The organism is Capnocytophaga sp. H4358 (assembly GCF_002302515.1).
In the GTDB taxonomy this organism is placed as follows: Bacteria; Bacteroidota; Bacteroidia; order Flavobacteriales; family Flavobacteriaceae; genus Capnocytophaga; species Capnocytophaga canis.
Map to the genome: position 1 here is coordinate 2569768 of NZ_CP022380.1, position 17958 is coordinate 2587725.

Consider the following 17958-nt stretch of genomic DNA (forward strand, 5'->3'; position numbering starts at 1 on the left):
TATAAAAACTTTGATAAGGTGTAAAGTGCTTTATCAAAGTTTTTTTTGTTATAAAATGTTGAGATAGGAGTATAAAATCAAGGTTTTTTGTATCTTTGTCGGGAAATTAAGATATACTTAAAACGAATGAAAATACTTGCAAATGATGGTATTTCCGAGTTAGGAAAACGTCAATTAGAGGCTCATGGTTTTGAGGTACTTACAATAAAAGTAGCTCAGAATCAGCTTGTCAACTATATTAATGAGCATCAGATTCCGATACTTTTGGTGCGTTCATCCACTGAGGTACGTAAAGAATTAATTGAAGCGTGTCCGTCATTGAAACTCATTGGGCGAGGTGGTGTAGGGATGGACAACATTGACGTAGAAGAAGCAGAAAAACGTAATATTCACGTCATAAACACACCTGAAGCCTCTTCAAATGCGGTGGCGGAGTTGGTATTTGCTCACCTACTTTCAGGAATACGGTTTTTACATGATGCCAACAGAAACATGCCTTTAGATGGTGATACTCAGTTCAATCAACTGAAAAAGAACTATGCGAAAGGCTCTGAATTGAGAGGTAAAACCTTAGGAATTATAGGTTTTGGTCGCATCGGTAAAGCAGTGGCAAAAATGGGGATTGCTCTGGGAATGCGAGTTTTAGCTTGTGATTTATTTGTTAAGAATACTAATATTGAACTTTCCTTCTTCGACGGTACGTCGGTTTCTTTCCAAATTGATATGGTAAGCAAAGAAGAAGTATTGAAAAACTCGGACTTTATTACGGTACATACACCAGCTCAGAAGGAATATATCATCGATGAAAAGGAAATTGAGATGATGAAAGAAGGTGTTGCTATTTTAAATTTAGCACGAGGAGGTGTTATCAGTGAAGTTGCTTTGTTTAACGCATTGGAATCAGGAAAAGTGAGTTTTGCAGGTTTGGATGTATTTGAGAATGAACCAACTCCATCTATCCAAATTTTGATGCATCCTGATATTTCTTTAACTCCCCATATTGGAGCTGCAACCCAAGAGGCACAAGATAGAATCAGTTTGGAGTTAGCTTCGCTGATTATTGAAAAAATGAAATAAGATAATATACTTCCTTTTTAGTTCCTACAACTAATGGATGCATCGGTTTTTCACATACTAAAAAAACATTGGGGATATGATTCATTTCGTCATCCGCAAGATGCTATTATTGAGTCCGTTCTGCAAGGGAATGATGTGTTGGCACTGATGCCTACAGGAGGTGGAAAATCAATCACTTTTCAAGTACCCGCATTGGTTAATGAGGGTATTTGTCTGGTAGTGTCTCCCCTTATTGCGTTAATTTCAGACCAAGTTGAGAACCTTAAAAATCGAGGTATTAGAGCAATTTCCTTAGCGGGAAGTATGGTTCAGGATGATTTAGAACGATTACTGAACAATGCTGTTTTGGGAGATTATAAATTTCTGTATTTGTCTCCCGAACGATTGCAGCAAGAAACGGTTCGTTATTTTATTAAGTTAATGAAAATTAATTTAATAGCTATTGATGAAGCTCATTGTGTATCGCATTGGGGGAAAGATTTTCGTCCTGCCTACTTGGAGTGTAAATGGCTGAAAGAGAATTTTTCCCAAGTGCCAATTTTAGCTTTGACCGCATCGGCGACTCCAAATGTACAACAGGATATTTTACAGCAATTAGGTATCCCAAAGGCAGAAATTATAGCTACTTCATTGAAACGTCCGAATATTGCCTATATTACCCATAAAACAGACAATAAATGGTTACAATTGGAACGTGTTTTGAAAAAAAATACGGGTACTTCAATTGTTTATATTCGCAGTCGTAATGGAACTGTCCGAATGGCTGAATATTTGCAAGATATTGGTATTTCAGCTACTTTTTTTCATGGAGGATTATCTTCCGAAGAGAAAAATAAAAAACTGAGTATGTGGTTAATGGATGATGTTCAGGTGATGGTAGCTACCAATGCTTTCGGTATGGGGATTGATAAACCTGACGTGCGGACTGTTATACACTGGGAAATTCCCCCTACGCTGGAAGACTACTTTCAAGAAGCAGGGAGAGCGGGTCGAGATGGTCAAAAATCACTTGCTCTTTTATTGTTTAATGATTTGGATATAGAAACTACCAAAAAACAATTTATTTCTAATTTAGTAACCTCTGAAGATCTTAAGTTGCTATATGCGAAGCTAAATTCTTATTTCTTAATAGCTTATGGAGAAGGAGTAGGGATTACTCGGAGTTTTCAGCTGGCTGATTTTTGTAAAAAATACAATTTACAAATACAAAAAACTTACAATGGTCTGCAACTTTTAGACCGACTTTCTGTCATTTCTCTTAGTCAAAATTTTCAAAAAAAAGCAACTATATTTTTTGTCGCATCGAATTATGAGATTATTCAATATTTACAACATAAACAGATGTTTAAGGATATAGTGTTTTATCTATTGCGTAATTATCCAGGGATTCACACACAGGCAATTTCCGTCAGAATAGAAAAAATTGCAAACAAAATTCATAAGAATACAGAGGATATTAGACAGCAATTATCTGTCCTACAAGAAGATGGTATCATTACTTACCAAGATGATACAAGTGATATAGAAATCACTTTCAATATGCCTCGTGAAGATAATCGAACCATTGCTTTCGTTGCAAAAAATATAAAGGAATACAACCAAACAAAAATAAATTTACAAAAGTCTGTTTTTGAGTATATTATAAATAACGGTGAATGTAAAAGCGTACAGTTGTTGCGTTATTTTGGAGAAAAAGATACTGCCACTTGTGGGATTTGTTCAGTTTGCAAAACACAGAATAATCAAAAATCAATTGATTATAAGCAAGTTGAGGAGCAAATAATAAAAGTACTCCACCAAGGGAGCCGAAATCTTAATGACTTACTTTTACTTCTTCCATTTGAAGAAAAAGAAATCCAAAAGGTGCTTTTTTCAATGCTTGATATGAATAAAATAAGGTTTAATGACTATAATCAGTATGCATTGCGTCAGTAACAAATATGATATCAATGATAAAAAATTAATTTTGTATGTTTTTTTGAAAAAAATCCTACATATTCCTTACAAAAAAACTCAATAAACTAGTAATTACCAATTTATTGAGTTAAAAATATGTTTCTTGTGACCGCGGAGGGATTCGAACCCCCAACCCTCAGAGCCGAAATCTGATATTCTATCCAGTTGAACTACGCAGCCTTTTTATTTTTTATGATAATAATTTCTTCACAATTGTTGATACGACCCTGTTATCAGCTTTTCCTGCCAACTCTGTCGAGGCAACTCCCATCACTTTGCCCATATCTTTCATGCCCGAAGCTCCTGTTTCTGAGATTATTTTTTTAATGATAGCCTCAATCTCTTCTTCAGAAGGAAGTTCTGGTAAAAAACGTTCAATTACCTTAATTTGAGCTAATTCAGGTTCGGCTAAATCGTTACGTCCTTGAGAAGCGTACAGAGTAGCACTGTCTCTACGCTGTTTTATCAATTTTTGAAGCAAAACAAGCTCCTGACTTTCAGATAGCTCCTCAGAAGCTCCCGATTCCGTCTTAGCTAATAAAATAGCAGACTTGATTGCTCGTAACGATTCCAAAGCTACGCTGTCCTTAGATTTCATAGCGTCTTTCAACGCCTCCATTACTTTTGTTTGTAAACTCATAAAGACCGTTTTTTAGAGTTGCAAAGGTACATCTTTTTTCTGAACTACAAAATATTTTAATAAAGTTATTCGGTATGTTTTTTATTTTGTAGCTTTGCGGACTAATCTTTAGAATGTTATTAGTTGTATGAAAGAAAGTATTATTACCTTTATTTTATTTTTTGTTGTCTTCCAATTTTATGCACAGTACAAAGATAGTATCTATCATCGTGACGCGATATGGCGAGAAACTATTCGCAGTTTTGAAAAAGAAGACCAACGAAAACCTCCTCGTTCCAATCCCATCTTATTTATTGGTAGCTCATCTATTACTAACTGGAAGAACCTACACATTTATTTTCCCGATAAAAATGTACTGAATCGTGGTTTTGGAGGCTCTGAATTGCGAGATGTAATTTTCTATTTCAATCGGATAGTAACTCCTTATCGTCCATCACAAATTGTTCTTTATGAAGGAGATAACGACATTACTTTTGGACAAACGGCAGAGCAATTTTTGGATGATATCAAAACCTTTGTCCGTTTGGTGGAAATACATTTACCCGGTACTCCTATCATAATTTTATCAATTAAAAAATCTAAAGCACGTAGTCATTTTTCCATAGAGTTTGATAAAGCTAATGCACTTCTTTATCAATTTGCACAAACTAAACGTATCGTACAGTTTGTGGATGTTGCTCAGATTCTTTTTGACGAAAACGGGAATATTAAGGATGATTGTTTTGAAAGTGATAACTTACATATCAATACCCGAGGTTATTGGTTGTGGACAGATATTTTAAAAAATTATTTGAAATAATTAGTTATGTAATGGGCAGTTTTAGCCATCTTTTGATAAACGGAAAAAGAATTTTGTAATTACGGCATATTATCGTATCTTTGCCCCAAATATAATTAGATATGGCAAGTATTAGAAATTTAAAGAAGGATGTCAACTATGTTTTTGGTGATATCATAGATGCAGTTTTGCATTGGGAATATGCAACAGATAATACCGAATCACAAAAAGGTTCAGAGCTCATCAAAGAAATTATAAGTACTTATGACGGAGTAATGGATAAAATTTCTGATAAGAAAGTGGAGAATAGAGCAGTTCACTTAAAGCAAGTTAGAAAAGAGTTTGAACAAAAAGCGGGTGAGTTTATTGTAAAGTTAAATCAATTGTAATTTTTTTTCGAAAAGATTTGCAGATTTAAAAAAAAGTTTTACCTTTGCAACCGCAAAATCGCCGATATAGCTCAGTTGGCCAGAGCACGTGATTTGTAATCTCGGGGTCGTGGGTTCGAATCCCTCTATCGGCTCAGAACGAGGCTATCCATAAAAGGGTAGCCTTTTTCGTTTTTATGATATACTTCAGTTCATTAAACATATTTTATCACGATGACAAACATTCAGTACATTCAAAATCAAAATGCAACTTTACAAGCTAACCAAATTCAAAATACTTTGCAACTACTTGCGGAAGGGTGTACCATTCCTTTTATTGCTCGTTATCGAAAGGATAAAACTCAGAATTTGGATGAACTGAGTATTGAGCAAATTGCTAAATCACAAACTGATTATGAGAATATTATCAAACGAAAGGAAACTATCCTTAGTGCCATTGAGCAACAAGGCAGACTTACGGATGAACTCAAAAATAAAATAGCTAGTTGTTTTGTTATCACCGAATTAGAAGATTTGTACTTACCTTATAAGAAACGGAAGAAAACACGAGCTGATTTAGCAAAAGAGAAAGGATTAGAACCCTTGGCTAAAATTATTATGTCTCAACGGGTGAGTGATTTACAACATGCGGCTTCAAAATATATTACCAAAGATGTTTCCGATGAAAAAGAGGCTTTACAAGGAGCATCTGATATTATAGCCGAGTGGATTAGCGAACATATTTTTATTCGAAAGACTTTACGGCGTATGTTCCAACGTAAATCTACCATCGTTTCACAAGTCATTAAAACTAAGGAGCACGAGCAAGAGGCTCAAAAGTTCAATATGTATTTCGACTGGCAAGAGAATTTGATGAAAGCACCTTCGCACCGATTGTTGGCAATACTTCGGGCTGAAAACGAGGGAATCATACGATTGAAAGTAGAAATAGATACTGAAGAAGCTCTCGAATTTATAGAAAAAACAATTATTAATTCCAAGGGAGAAGTGGCTGATTTTCTCAAAGATACTATCACTGACAGTTACAAAAGATTATTAGCTCCTTCCATTGCCAATGAAACATTACAAGAGGCTAAAGAACAGGCGGATGCAAAAGCAATCAGTATTTTTGCTGAAAATTTAAAGCAATTGTTATTAGCTTCTCCTTTGGGTGAAAAACGTATTTTAGCCATAGATCCAGGATTTAGAACCGGATGTAAAGTTGTTTGTTTAGACGAGAAAGGTGATTTGCTTTATAACGAAACTATTTTCCCGCATCCGCCTCAAAAGGAGTTACACATTGCAAGTAAGAAAATTAAGTCATTAGTTAATTCTTATAAAATAGAAGCTATTGCCATCGGTAACGGAACGGCTTCTCGCGAAACAGAATTGTTCATCAAACAAATAGGGTTCGACCGACCTGTACAAGTGTTTGTTGTGAATGAAGCAGGAGCATCGGTATATTCCGCATCTAAAATTGCACGAGAAGAATTCCCGAATTATGATGTTACAGTACGAGGAGCGGTTTCTATCGGAAGACGTTTAGCCGACCCTTTGGCGGAATTAGTGAAAATTGAACCCAAGGCAATCGGAGTAGGGCAGTATCAACACGATGTTAACCAAAGTAAGCTTAAAGAAGAATTGGACAATGTGGTTGTTCGTTGTGTGAACTCTGTAGGTGTAAACCTCAATACAGCAGGAAAGGCGTTGTTGTCTTATATTTCTGGAGTAGGAGAGAAGATGGCAGAAAACATAGTTACCTATCGTTCTGAAAATGGAACCTTTACTCAGCGTAAAGATTTATTGAAAGTCCCTCGATTAGGGGAAAAGGTTTATCAACAAGCAGTAGCTTTTTTACGAATCCATGAAGGTAAAAATCCGTTGGATAATTCTGCCGTTCATCCTGAAGCCTATCCCATAGTAGAAAAAATGGCGACAGACTTAGGACTTTCCTCCGAAAAATTAATCGGAAATAAGGAAGCTATTGCCAAGATTGATATACAAAAATACATTACCGAAGAAATTGGAGTTATTTATTTGAAAGATATACTCAAAGAACTGGAAAAACCTGGTATAGATCCTCGAAAATCAGCAAAAATATTTGAATTCGACCCGAATGTAAAGTTTTTTAATGATGTTAAGGTAGGAATGATTCTCCCAGGGATAGTCAACAATATTACTGCATTCGGTTGCTTTGTAGATATAGGTATTAAGGAAAGTGGATTGATTCATATTTCCCAACTTAAGGATGGGTACGTTTCAGATGTAAACGAGGTGGTTAAAATGCATCAGCATCTTTCGGTAAAAGTAGTTGAGGTAGATGAACAGCGTAAACGCATAGGGTTGAGTTTAATTTTTTAGATTTTCAATTTACTCCATTTAAATTATTGATAATTAATATAAAACTCAAAATTCACCCCGTTTGAGAAAGTAATCCATACTACCAGAAATAGTCAATCACAATAAAGTTAAAGTGCAAGATACAGAAAGGACTATAACAGGATGTCTATCCGAAAAATACTGTCATTGTCCAGGTAGAGCTTATTTTGAGTTTGATTAATGATCAGTAAATTTGTTCTCAAAATACTTTTGTTACACGGGTAAAATCCAAACTTATTTTGTAACTAAATGACATTTAGGGATTTTTAGGTACAAAAATGTTTCATAACGTATCGTTTTTTTTATTATTTAAAAACCTGAGACGATTCTTTCTAATTAATTTTTAAGAGCTTTTTTATACGTCAATTTTTTTTATCTTTGCATTCACTGAAAGATAACTATTTAACAAAAACTACTATGTTGAATGTCCATGATTTATCTGTCTCATTTCAAGGAGAATATTTATTTGAAGAGGTAGCTTTTATGCTCAATGCAGGTGACCGCGTAGGGCTTATAGGCAAGAACGGTGCAGGAAAATCTACTCTATTGAAATTATTAGCCAAAGAGATGAAGCCTGATTCGGGGATTATTGCAACAGACAGAGATGTTAATATTGGTTTTCTAAAACAAGATATTGATTTTGAAGAAGGTAGGACGATTTTAGAAGAAGCCTACCAAGCCTTTGATGAAATCAAGGAACTTGAACTGCGAATGGATGAAATTCATCGCGAAATGGGAAGCAGGACAGATTATGAAAGCCAAAGTTACCACGATTTGGTGGATACGCTCAGCGAAATAACGCACCGCTATGACATCATTGGAGGATATAATTACCAAGGAGAAACGGAAAAAGTACTCATTGGATTAGGATTTCAACGAGCTGATTTTCAGAAGAAAACAGACACTTTTTCAGGAGGATGGCGTATGCGTATCGAACTCGCAAAGCTATTACTTCAAAATAATGATATTTTACTACTTGATGAGCCTACCAACCACTTGGACATAGAATCGATTATTTGGTTGGAGCAATTCCTGACCTCATACACAGGAGCAGTAGTCATTGTCTCGCACGATAAAATGTTTCTTGATAACGTAACGAACAGAACCATAGAGATTTCTGTTGGAAAGATTTACGATTATCCGAAGCCTTATTCTCAATTTTTAGAACTTCGCCAAGAAATCAGAGAACAGCAACTTGCATCACAAAAAAATCAAGAAAAGAAAATACAACAGACTGAAAAACTGATTGAAAAATTTCGAGCAAAAGCTACTAAGGCCTCTATGGCTCAGTCACTTATAAAAAAATTAGACAAAATTGAACGCATCGAAGTTGATCAGGAAGATAATTCCGTGATGAACATTCGGTTTCCAATGTCCGTAACCCCAGGTAAAGTAGTTCTGGAAGTTCAGGATGTATCCAAAAGCTATGGTGACAAACAAGTGTTACAACATATTGATTTACTGATAGAAAGAGGAAGTAAAATTGCATTTGTAGGGCAAAATGGGCAAGGAAAAACAACCTTAGCAAAGATGATTGTCAGCGAAATACCTTTTGAAGGAAATATCAAATTGGGACATAATGTACAGTTAGGGTATTTTGCTCAGAATCAGTCTTCTTATTTAGATGGTGAGATGACCATTCTCGATACAATGTTTCATGCGGCTAATGATTCTAATAGGATGAAAATCAGAGATATATTAGGGTCATTTTTATTTCGCGGTGATGATGTAGAAAAAAAAGTAAAAGTACTTTCAGGAGGTGAACGCAACCGATTGGCATTGGCGAAAATGTTACTTTCAGATTTTAATGTACTGGTAATGGATGAACCAACTAACCATTTGGATATCAAATCAAAAAATGTACTAAAACAAGCCCTGCAAAACTTTGAAGGGACGCTCATCATAGTTTCACACGACCGTGACTTTTTGCAAGGATTGACCGACAAAGTGTATGAATTTAAGAATAAAAAAATAAAAGAATATTTAGGAGATATTGATTTTTACTTAGAACAACGGGCTGTTAGTAATTTTCGAGAGATTGAACAAAGTAAGGAGAATACACCAATTGAAAAACCGAATGCTCAAGTCAAAATATCATTCGAGCAACAAAAACAGCAGAAAACACTACAAAATAAACTCAACAAAATCGAAAATGCAATTACTGAACTTGAAAATGAGCTAAAAGCAATGACAAATCAAATGGGAGAATCCTTGCAGAGTCAAGAATTTTATGCTCTTTACGAATCAAAAAGAGCCGATTTGGATCAATTGATGTTTGATTGGGAGGTTTTACAGGAGCAGTTAGGGTAGGGGAATGCAAATCCAAATTGACAGATTTATTAAGAAGCAAATAACTGTTGAATGTTTTTAAAATCATAAATAAAAATTGAAATGGCATTATTGGAACAAAAAATAAAAGAAGCCAAAACTGGTAATCAAAAGGCGTTCAGTTACTTACTGGATATTTTCTGGTCTGAGGTCTATGCATTTCAGTTGAAACGAACCGATAATGAAAACGATGCCGAAGACATTACCATACAAGCATTTTCAAAGGCATTCGATCGCATTGAAACTTATGATGAAAACCTTTCATTCAAAACCTGGTTGATTGCTATTTCAAAGAACATACATGTGGATATGATTCGTAGTCGCCAAAATAGTACTCGAAATACGACTTCTTCGGAGGATAATGAGGCCAAAACTATCGCAGACGAATCACCAACCATTGAAGACCAACTAATCACAGAACAAAGTCTCAACCATTTACTAACAACCATAAAGCAATTAAAAGAACCTTATAGAACAGTGATTCAACTGCGATATTTGAATGAAAAATCTTATAAAGAAATAGCTAAAATAATGAATATTTCATTGAGCAATGTAAAAGTTACTTTGCTGAGAGCCAAAAAGATACTTGCAGAATTATTAAAAAATAACTTTTCATAGTGTTTCACCGTTGTGTATTTGCTATGAAATACATATATTTGCTTTTCACAGATCAAAAATGGAAATGAATTTATTACCGTATCACTATGTTTCCGTATTTCAAGAGAATGTTAAAAAATACGGTTCAAAAAAAGCTTTAGGAAGCAAACCTGATCAAAATTGGACAACCATTTCATGGCAAAATTTTGGAGAATTAACCGAAAAAGTGGCAAATGCTTTGCTTTCTTTCCAAATAAAACCACAAGAAACCATTGGGATTTTTGCACAAAATATGCCTCAATGGACAATTACAGATATTGGAGCTTTGTTTGTCAGAGCTGTCCCCGTTCCTATTTATGCTACAAATACTTCAGAACAAGCTCTTTATGTTATAAATCACGCTGAAATAAAGATACTCTTCGTAGGAGATCAGGAACAATACGACAAAGTCCTACAGGTTGCCGATAAGTGTCCTTCATTGCAAAAAATTGTAGTTTTCAAAGAAAATGTTGCGTTGAAAGAATCGAAATTTTCAATGTCATGGCAAGATTTTTTAGCTTTAGGAGCAGAGAAAAAATATCAGGAAGAGCTTCAAAAACGTATTGATGATAAAAAATTAAGTGATTTATTTACAATTATATACACTTCTGGAACAACTGGAGAACCCAAAGGAGTAATGCTTGACTACGAAAATTTGGCTTATCAATTAATTGGACATGATAACAAATTAAAACTCTCCAACAATGATGAATCGTTGGCTTTTTTGCCTCTGTCTCATGTGTTTGAAAGAGCGTGGACATACTATTGTTTGTATAAAGGTGCGACAGTTTATTATTTAGAAAATACCAATAACATTAAAACTGCCCTCATAGAGGTTAAACCTACTGTAATGTGTGCTGTTCCAAGGTTTTATGAAAAAATATTTGCCACAGTTCACGATATGGTAGCAAAATCATCGTTCATCAAACGTGGAATTTTCGCCTTTGCAGTGAAAAGTGGTCGGAAAATGTTCGAAACCAAACAACGCAATCAAAAACCTTCGTGGATTCTACAAAAATCGGTGCAACTATCAGAAAAGTTAGTTTTTGCTAAATTTAAAAAATCCTTAGGAGGACGTATCCGTTTCATGCCTTGCGGTGGAGCAAACTTAGAACCTAGCATCGGTCGGTTTTTCCATTCTATCGGCATTAATGTCAAGTTGGGTTACGGAATGACGGAAACCTTAGCTACGGTTTCGTGTTGGGATGACTCCAGTTTCAATTTCAAATCGGTAGGAAGTTTAATGCCAAATACTGAGGTGAAAATCGGAGAAAACAACGAAATTTTGGTTAAAGGAGGCATGGTGATGCGTGGTTACTATAAAAATCCAGAAGAAACTGAAAAAGCCTTTACCTCAGATGGATTTTTAAAAACGGGCGATGCAGGAAATTTGGATGCTGAAAATAATGTTTTCATCACTGATCGCATCAAGGAATTGATGAAAACTTCTAATGGGAAATATATTGCTCCCCAACATATTGAAGGAAAAATCGGTAAGTACAATCTTATTGACCAAATTGCTATCATTGCAGACGGTAAAAAATTCGTTTCTGCATTGATTGTACCTAATTTTGAGATACTTACGCAGATGATTGAAGATCTGAATGTTAAGTATAAAAATACTTCTGAATTAATTAAAAATGTACAAGTACTTGATTTTATAAATAGACAAATCCAGCGTTTTCAAAAAGATTTACCTGATTATGAACAAATAAAGAAGTTTACATTGCTTCCAAACTCTTTTTCGATTGAAAAAAATGAAATTACACCTACGTTGAAACTCAAACGCAAAGTAATTTATGTGAATTACCAACGTGAGATTGAAGCTATGTATAAATAATATTTTATTCATATAAAATAAAGGCTGTCCGATAAGTTTCAGACAGCCTTTGTTTGTTTTTCCTTTATATTTTTCGCCGAAAAAGAAGACAGTAAAAATATTTTTCCGATAATTGGGTAATGTCTGAAAAATAGTTGGCGTTTTTTTTTTTACAAATAAACCCGTAATCAGACAAATTTTAGATCTCATACCTGCACAGCTTAGATTCAACCATCAAGTGCAAATTTTTATGCCACGAATTAAAAAAATAAATTATTAGGATTTAACTGTGCTTGTGCAAAACTTACACAAGCACAGAAAATTAGTGTGATTAGTGTTTTCATTCTTCTTCAATTGTACTTATTAAAACATCAGCTTCGTAGCAAGGAATATAATCTTTTTCTAAATCAGAGGAGAAAACGATAAAGATATTATTACGTGTTGTATCTCTGTATTTTCCACCACTTAAATGTCGATAGATGTATTGCGAATGATTTGTTCTTATTTTGTTGATAAATTCCTTTCGATTGTATATTTTCCACTGTTTTTGTGCATCTTGAAAGAGTACTACATTTCCCTTTCTTTTAAAACTTTCAAACATCGGATTGGAAAGAAGTAAAATGTAACCTCCATAAGTTTCATTTTTTTCCCCTTTATAATAATCAAAACGAAAAGATACTTGCCAATTTTCACTTTGGTTTATATAATAAGCGATGTAATAATTAGCATTTTTCCCGTTATCAAAAAGAAGCTCTACATTCTGATGTTCTTTATAATAACTGGTTTTTAATGTGTAATTTTCTTCTCCCTTGATATTGCGAGTTTCTGTTTTTTGGATACCATCTTTATCGTCAATTACCAAAAATAAGGAGCTTGGGTTAATTTGTGCCGTCACAAAGTTTGCACAAACACAAAAAATTAATGTTACTATTGTTTTCATTTTAATCACAATATTCTACAATACTACTTATTAAAACATCAACCTCATAGCAAGGAATGTAATCTTTTTCTAAATCAGAGGTAAACACTATAAACACATTGCTTCGATATACTCCTTTCGCATACGAAGCGCTCTTGTCATAATACTCATATTTTCTGTAAAATGGTCCGATGGTATTAAGGTCTATTTTTGACCATAATGTTTCCAAATAGTTTGCATAATATCTCTCTCTTGCGATTTCTTCAAACCGTTCCTTTGGAAGCATTAAAATAAAATTATTGATTGTGCCTCCGTTTGCATAATGATTAAAACTAAATGAAATTTGCCAATTTTTAGGTTCGTTTACGTAAAAATATTCGTAAATCTTACTAACTTCGCCATTCTCATAAATTAAATCTATTTCTTGATGCTCTTTGTAATGAGTTATTTTCTTAATATGAAACTTGGTGCCTTCATCATTTGATCTGATTTTTCTACTTTCTGTTTTTTGCGCACCGTCTTTATTGTCAATGATGATAAAAAGATGGTTTGTAGCTATTTGGGCAAATGACTTAAAAGCGAACAAAAATAGTGCTATAATTAACTTGTTTCTCATTATTTGTAGTTTTAGTTTTTCTGTGCTCGTGCAAGTTTTGTACAAGCACAGAAAATTAGTGTGATTAAGATTTTAATTATTTTTTAAAATGACGCCCTCTTTGGACTTTTATTCATATTGTATATTTGACGGATGTACACGGACTTGATAACAAGGTATATAATCTTTTTGTAAATCAGATGAAAAAATGACAAATATATGATGCTTTACAAACGGAGGTATTTTGTAAATATATGCATAACCGTCAAAAAAGAAATCATAAGTTTCTTGCGAGAGTGTATTCCATATTTCTTCTAACTGTGTGATTGTTTTTACCTGTCTCATATCTTTTAGGTAATCCAGATGTTCATTTGGAATTAGTAAAATATGATCTCTTTTAATAACGGAGTATTTATCACTATTTTGTACTTTAATAATGTGAGAAATATTTAAAAGCCAGTCTTCTTTATCATTTTTATAATCGTATTCTATTGATTTGTAGAAAAGTTTATTGTTTTTGTCAAATCTTTCAAATACTTTATGATGCTTGTAATGTTTCGTAATATCTAACCAATAAGTTTCATCAGAGTTTATTTCCTCTTTTTGTGTACGTAAAACACCATCTGTATCATCAAAGATGACAAACAATGCTCTATCAGATATTTGTGCATATAACTTAAAAGTCAATAAAAATAGTGTAATGAGTAATGTGTTTTTCATTGTTTTTGGATTTTAGTTTTTCTATGCCTATGCAAAACTTACATAAGCATAGAAATGTTATAACTAGTTTCATTCACAGGGAGATCTTTGAGTTAATGATTTTTGAACTTGTTCCACGTGCTTTACAGTATCAGGAAAATTAGAATCTTTCTTTACCTTTTCTAGATAGGCATCAATGTTGTGTTCTTTGAGACCTTGCCACGCTAATACTTCATAAAAAACATCTTCGTTTATAGATACGTCAAAATACGATTCTTTAAAATAAGCATATTCTTGCGGCATAACTTCTTTATGGAACTTTTTAAGAGCATCACGCATAGTCTCTACATATAACTTACCCATCATTTCGTGTTGATATTGTTCTTCTCTCTCTGATTTATATTTTTCATACACCGATTTAAAATCACTTGGATTTGAGACATCCCCTGTTTGAATTTTTCTGTGAATATCTGCGTGAATATACTCGTGGAAAATAGTTTTTGCTATATCCAAGGCACTTCTTCCAACCGCTTTTGATTCACTTATTCGAATATGAATAGCTTTACTTCCTCTCGTAAAAGTTGTTTTGGCATTTACCTCTCTTCCTTCATAAAGTACTTTATTTTCTGACGAAATCACAATATCAAATTCGGTACCATTTCCTTCAAATTTACTAAAAATTTCTTTTACATAGTCGTTGTTACCATTGCGTAGTTTGTCGTGTAGGCATTTAATTTTTTCGTTGGTTATTTGGTCTATGATTTCGTCAATGATATAACCATCATCTTCAATCTCAGTGGCTCCGCCATCTGCTCTCTCTCGCTTGATGTTAACCACAACGGCAGGAGCAGAAGGTGGTGTTCCCCCTCCTCCTCCCAAATAGTCATCAGCAATATGGTCTATTTGTTCCATTGGAGGTGTCCAACCGTAATCAATTTCATTATAACACTTCGTAACGGTTCTATATTCATTATGGGCTCTTGCACTTCCTGATAAGGCACATCGGTCATCTCCAACAAAGTGTTTCCCCGAGTTACAAGAATATGAAATAATCAAATTGATGTCATAACAGACTCTGTTAAATGTCATACGCGTTAAATTTTCATGTACGGAAGATGGTTCTTCCATTTTTAGTAGAGCATCTAAATCAGTGTGATAACCTGTACGGATAATAGTCCCGTCAAAACGTTGGTTTTTCACTCCTTTAGCAAGGTTGTCCATATACCGATCCGAATACTGATAGCGTATCAAATAGGCTCGAAGCGTGTCATTTACTTGCTCTACAACCAAATTTTCAACCACATTTTTGGGTAAATTCTCACGGTGTGTTAAAAACGAATAACTGGTGTATTTTCCGTTTTTTATTTTCATAATCTGTTCTTCATCTAAATAAACACCGCTGTTGTTTCCTTTAGAAAATATCGATTTACTTCCTTTTTTGCTAATAAATTCGAATACACTACCATTGTGTTTTGCTAATTTGTTCAAGTCATAGGTGTGTACGTGCTTGTCTTCACTATGAAAGTGTACTTCATTTTTGTGAATCTCTTGTAAAGGTTCTTGTTACATTTCCTCTCGCTGACAACCTCATTAAAAAAGCACCATAAATTAGGCTACTACTAATTAAAATTTTTCTTCTCATGATTTTGATTTTTTATAATTTATTGTCGCAAATCTATAAAATAAAAAGGTAATTAAACAAATAAAATCGAAATATTTTATTATTTTTTACTTTCGAAGTGTTGTTTTTAAAGGAGATTTAAACAGTAAATCTAATTGTAAATATTATTTACATCATATTGAAATATCTGTAATTGGCAACAAGATATTTGTAGTAAACAAAAAATCCCTATCAAAATTACTTGATAGAGATTTTTGTAACGGTTTATTAATAAGTATGTTACAATCAGTGTATGTTCAATGATACCAAACGATTATTTTCTTTTTTTTCTTTTAAAGGCATTATCAAAGGCTTGTGCTGCTTTTTGTCCTCTGCCTCTGTCTTTTCTTCGAGATGAAGAACGACCTTCGGATTTAGAATCTCGATCTCTTCGTTTTGAGTCCCCTCGGTTTCTGCCTTTAAATTCTCCTTTACCTCTTGAATCGCGCCCATTTCTACCGCTACCTCGCTCTTCTTTTTTAGAAATTTCAACGTTTACGAAACGTCCATCTAATTGAAAATCATTAAATGTACTGGTCACTAAATCAACCAATTCAGCATCCGTATTAAAGAAAGAGAAGCTGTTCTTTACGTCTACTTTAAAAACATCGTCACGGTCTAAATTTAAGGTTGCTTTTAAGAAGTCCTTTAAAGTTTTCCAATCGTAACCATCTCTTTCACCTATGTTTATGAAATAACGTACCTCGCCATTATCGGAACTTCCTTTTTCTTTTCCGTTAGACGCATTCAAATCTTCAGCGTTTTTGTAGTAATTGAAGAAACGGCTAAACTCTACCGCCACCATTCGTTTAATAATTTCTTCTCTATCTAAACCTTGTAAAACATCGTAAATAGCTGGTAAATAGTCCTCTATGGCAGTTTCTACTGTACTATTTTTGATGTTGTTTGCCAGATGATAGAGCTGAATTTCACAAATTTCAATGCCACTGGGGAGTGGTTTTTGTTCAAAAGGTTGTTGAATAATTTTCTCTATGGATTTTATCTTTTTGACCTCACTTTTAGGGATGATAACCATAGAAACTCCCGATTTTCCTGCACGACCTGTACGTCCACTTCGGTGGGTATAGGTTTCAGTTTCATCAGGAAGTTGGTAGTGAATCACATGTGTGATATCGTCAACATCAATCCCTCGAGCAGCAACGTCAGTTGCTACTAACATTTGTATTTGTCTGGCTCTGAATGATTTCATAACCAAATCGCGTTGATTTTGACTTAAATCGCCATGCAATGCAGCTGCATTATACCCATCTTCGATTAATTTTTCAGCAACTGCTTGAGTATCTTTTTTTGTACGACAGAAAACCACTGAAAATATGTCCGGATTTGCATCTGCCAAACGTTTCAAAGCTTGGTAGCGATGGCGTCCATTGACCATATAGTATTCGTGACGGATATTATTCGACGCCTGATTCCGAGAACCTACGGTAACCTCAAAAGGTTTATACATAAACTGACGTGCAATTTTAGCTACTTCGTTCGGCATAGTTGCTGAAAAAAGCCACGTATTTTTTGTGTCAGGCGTATGTGATAGGATACTGGTGATGTCCTCATAGAAGCCCATGTTAAGCATTTCATCAGCTTCGTCTAAAACGCAAATATCTATATTTGAAATATTTACAAAACCTCTTCGAATCATATCCTGCATACGACCAGGCGTAGCTACAATAATTTGAGCCCCTTTTCTAATGCTTTTCGTTTGTTCTTCGATACTTGCTCCTCCATAAATGGCAACTACATGAATATTAGACATGTACTTGGAATATAATTTCAATTCAGAAGTAATTTGTAAACACAATTCTCTGGTAGGAGAAAGGATAAGAGCTTGTGTTTCTTTAGTTTCAGCGTCAATTTTTTGTAAAAGAGGAAAACCAAAAGCCGCTGTTTTCCCTGTTCCGGTTTGAGCCAACGCAACCATATCAACATCTTCGGACAACAGGGTGGGGATGGCTTTTTCTTGAATTTCGGAAGGTTTTTCAAAGCCCATATCAGTAATGGCTTTGAGGATGGACTCGTTCAGTCCTAACTGTTTAAATGAATTCATATGTTTTATTCTACGGGGCAAAGGTAGTAATTAATTGAGAAT

General features: G+C 34.2%; 14 protein-coding genes and 2 tRNA genes. 9 read left to right on the forward strand and 7 right to left on the reverse strand.

The window, feature by feature from the left end; genetic code table 11:
• Nucleotides 1–126: 126 nt before the first annotated feature.
• Entirely contained in the window at nucleotides 127–1077 is a 951-nt protein-coding gene (locus CGC49_RS10835) for a D-2-hydroxyacid dehydrogenase (protein ID WP_042009008.1), read from the forward strand.
• Nucleotides 1078–1110: 33 nt separating this feature from the next.
• Nucleotides 1111–3012: an ATP-dependent DNA helicase RecQ gene (locus CGC49_RS10840; RefSeq protein WP_095912611.1), complete on the forward strand. Its 1902-nt coding sequence runs from the start codon at nucleotides 1111–1113 to the stop codon at nucleotides 3010–3012.
• Nucleotides 3013–3139: 127 nt separating this feature from the next.
• Here the strand turns inward: CGC49_RS10840 and CGC49_RS10845 are convergent.
• A tRNA-Arg gene (locus CGC49_RS10845) sits at nucleotides 3140–3213 on the reverse strand.
• 10 nt (nucleotides 3214–3223) lie between these two features.
• Complete coding sequence (locus tag CGC49_RS10850) at nucleotides 3224–3673, reverse strand: GatB/YqeY domain-containing protein (RefSeq protein WP_042009012.1); 450 nt, start codon at nucleotides 3671–3673, stop codon at nucleotides 3224–3226.
• 127 nt (nucleotides 3674–3800) lie between these two features.
• Between CGC49_RS10850 and CGC49_RS10855 the strand changes: the two genes are divergently transcribed.
• From CGC49_RS10855 to CGC49_RS10885, 7 genes are all read left to right on the forward strand, one after another.
• Nucleotides 3801–4472, forward strand: coding sequence for a GDSL-type esterase/lipase family protein (locus CGC49_RS10855; RefSeq protein ID WP_052458234.1), 672 nt, complete (start codon nucleotides 3801–3803; stop codon nucleotides 4470–4472).
• 101 nt (nucleotides 4473–4573) lie between these two features.
• The gene (locus CGC49_RS10860; protein WP_042009014.1) at nucleotides 4574–4840 is read left to right on the forward strand and encodes a hypothetical protein; all 267 of its coding nucleotides are present in this window, start codon (nucleotides 4574–4576) and stop codon (nucleotides 4838–4840) included.
• A gap of 60 nt (nucleotides 4841–4900) precedes the next feature.
• A tRNA-Thr gene (locus CGC49_RS10865) sits at nucleotides 4901–4974 on the forward strand.
• Nucleotides 4975–5053: 79 nt separating this feature from the next.
• On the forward strand, nucleotides 5054–7180 hold the full coding sequence (locus CGC49_RS10870; protein WP_095912612.1) for a Tex family protein: 2127 nt from the start codon (nucleotides 5054–5056) through the stop codon (nucleotides 7178–7180).
• A gap of 435 nt (nucleotides 7181–7615) precedes the next feature.
• Nucleotides 7616–9508, forward strand: a complete 1893-nt coding sequence (gene abc-f / locus CGC49_RS10875; protein ID WP_095912613.1) for a ribosomal protection-like ABC-F family protein — start codon at nucleotides 7616–7618, stop codon at nucleotides 9506–9508.
• 81 nt (nucleotides 9509–9589) lie between these two features.
• Nucleotides 9590–10144: an RNA polymerase sigma factor gene (locus tag CGC49_RS10880; RefSeq protein WP_095912614.1), complete on the forward strand. Its 555-nt coding sequence runs from the start codon at nucleotides 9590–9592 to the stop codon at nucleotides 10142–10144.
• A 64-nt stretch (nucleotides 10145–10208) separates the two neighbouring features.
• Entirely contained in the window at nucleotides 10209–12002 is a 1794-nt protein-coding gene (locus CGC49_RS10885) for a long-chain fatty acid--CoA ligase (protein ID WP_042009051.1), read from the forward strand.
• A 319-nt stretch (nucleotides 12003–12321) separates the two neighbouring features.
• On the opposite strand, the gene CGC49_RS10890 is transcribed toward CGC49_RS10885, so the two are convergent.
• From CGC49_RS10890 to CGC49_RS10910, 5 genes are all read right to left on the reverse strand, one after another.
• Nucleotides 12322–12921: a hypothetical protein gene (locus CGC49_RS10890; protein WP_095912615.1), complete on the reverse strand. Its 600-nt coding sequence runs from the start codon at nucleotides 12919–12921 to the stop codon at nucleotides 12322–12324.
• 1 nt (nucleotide 12922) lies between these two features.
• Nucleotides 12923–13516: a hypothetical protein gene (locus CGC49_RS10895; RefSeq protein ID WP_095912616.1), complete on the reverse strand. Its 594-nt coding sequence runs from the start codon at nucleotides 13514–13516 to the stop codon at nucleotides 12923–12925.
• Between the two features lie 108 nt (nucleotides 13517–13624).
• Entirely contained in the window at nucleotides 13625–14215 is a 591-nt protein-coding gene (locus tag CGC49_RS10900) for a hypothetical protein (RefSeq protein WP_095912617.1), read from the reverse strand.
• A gap of 69 nt (nucleotides 14216–14284) precedes the next feature.
• A complete protein-coding gene (locus CGC49_RS10905; protein WP_095912618.1) occupies nucleotides 14285–15682 on the reverse strand; it encodes a hypothetical protein in 1398 nt (465 codons plus the stop codon).
• 446 nt (nucleotides 15683–16128) lie between these two features.
• A complete protein-coding gene (locus tag CGC49_RS10910) occupies nucleotides 16129–17916 on the reverse strand; it encodes a DEAD/DEAH box helicase (protein ID WP_042009037.1) in 1788 nt (595 codons plus the stop codon).
• Nucleotides 17917–17958: the final 42 nt, after the last annotated feature.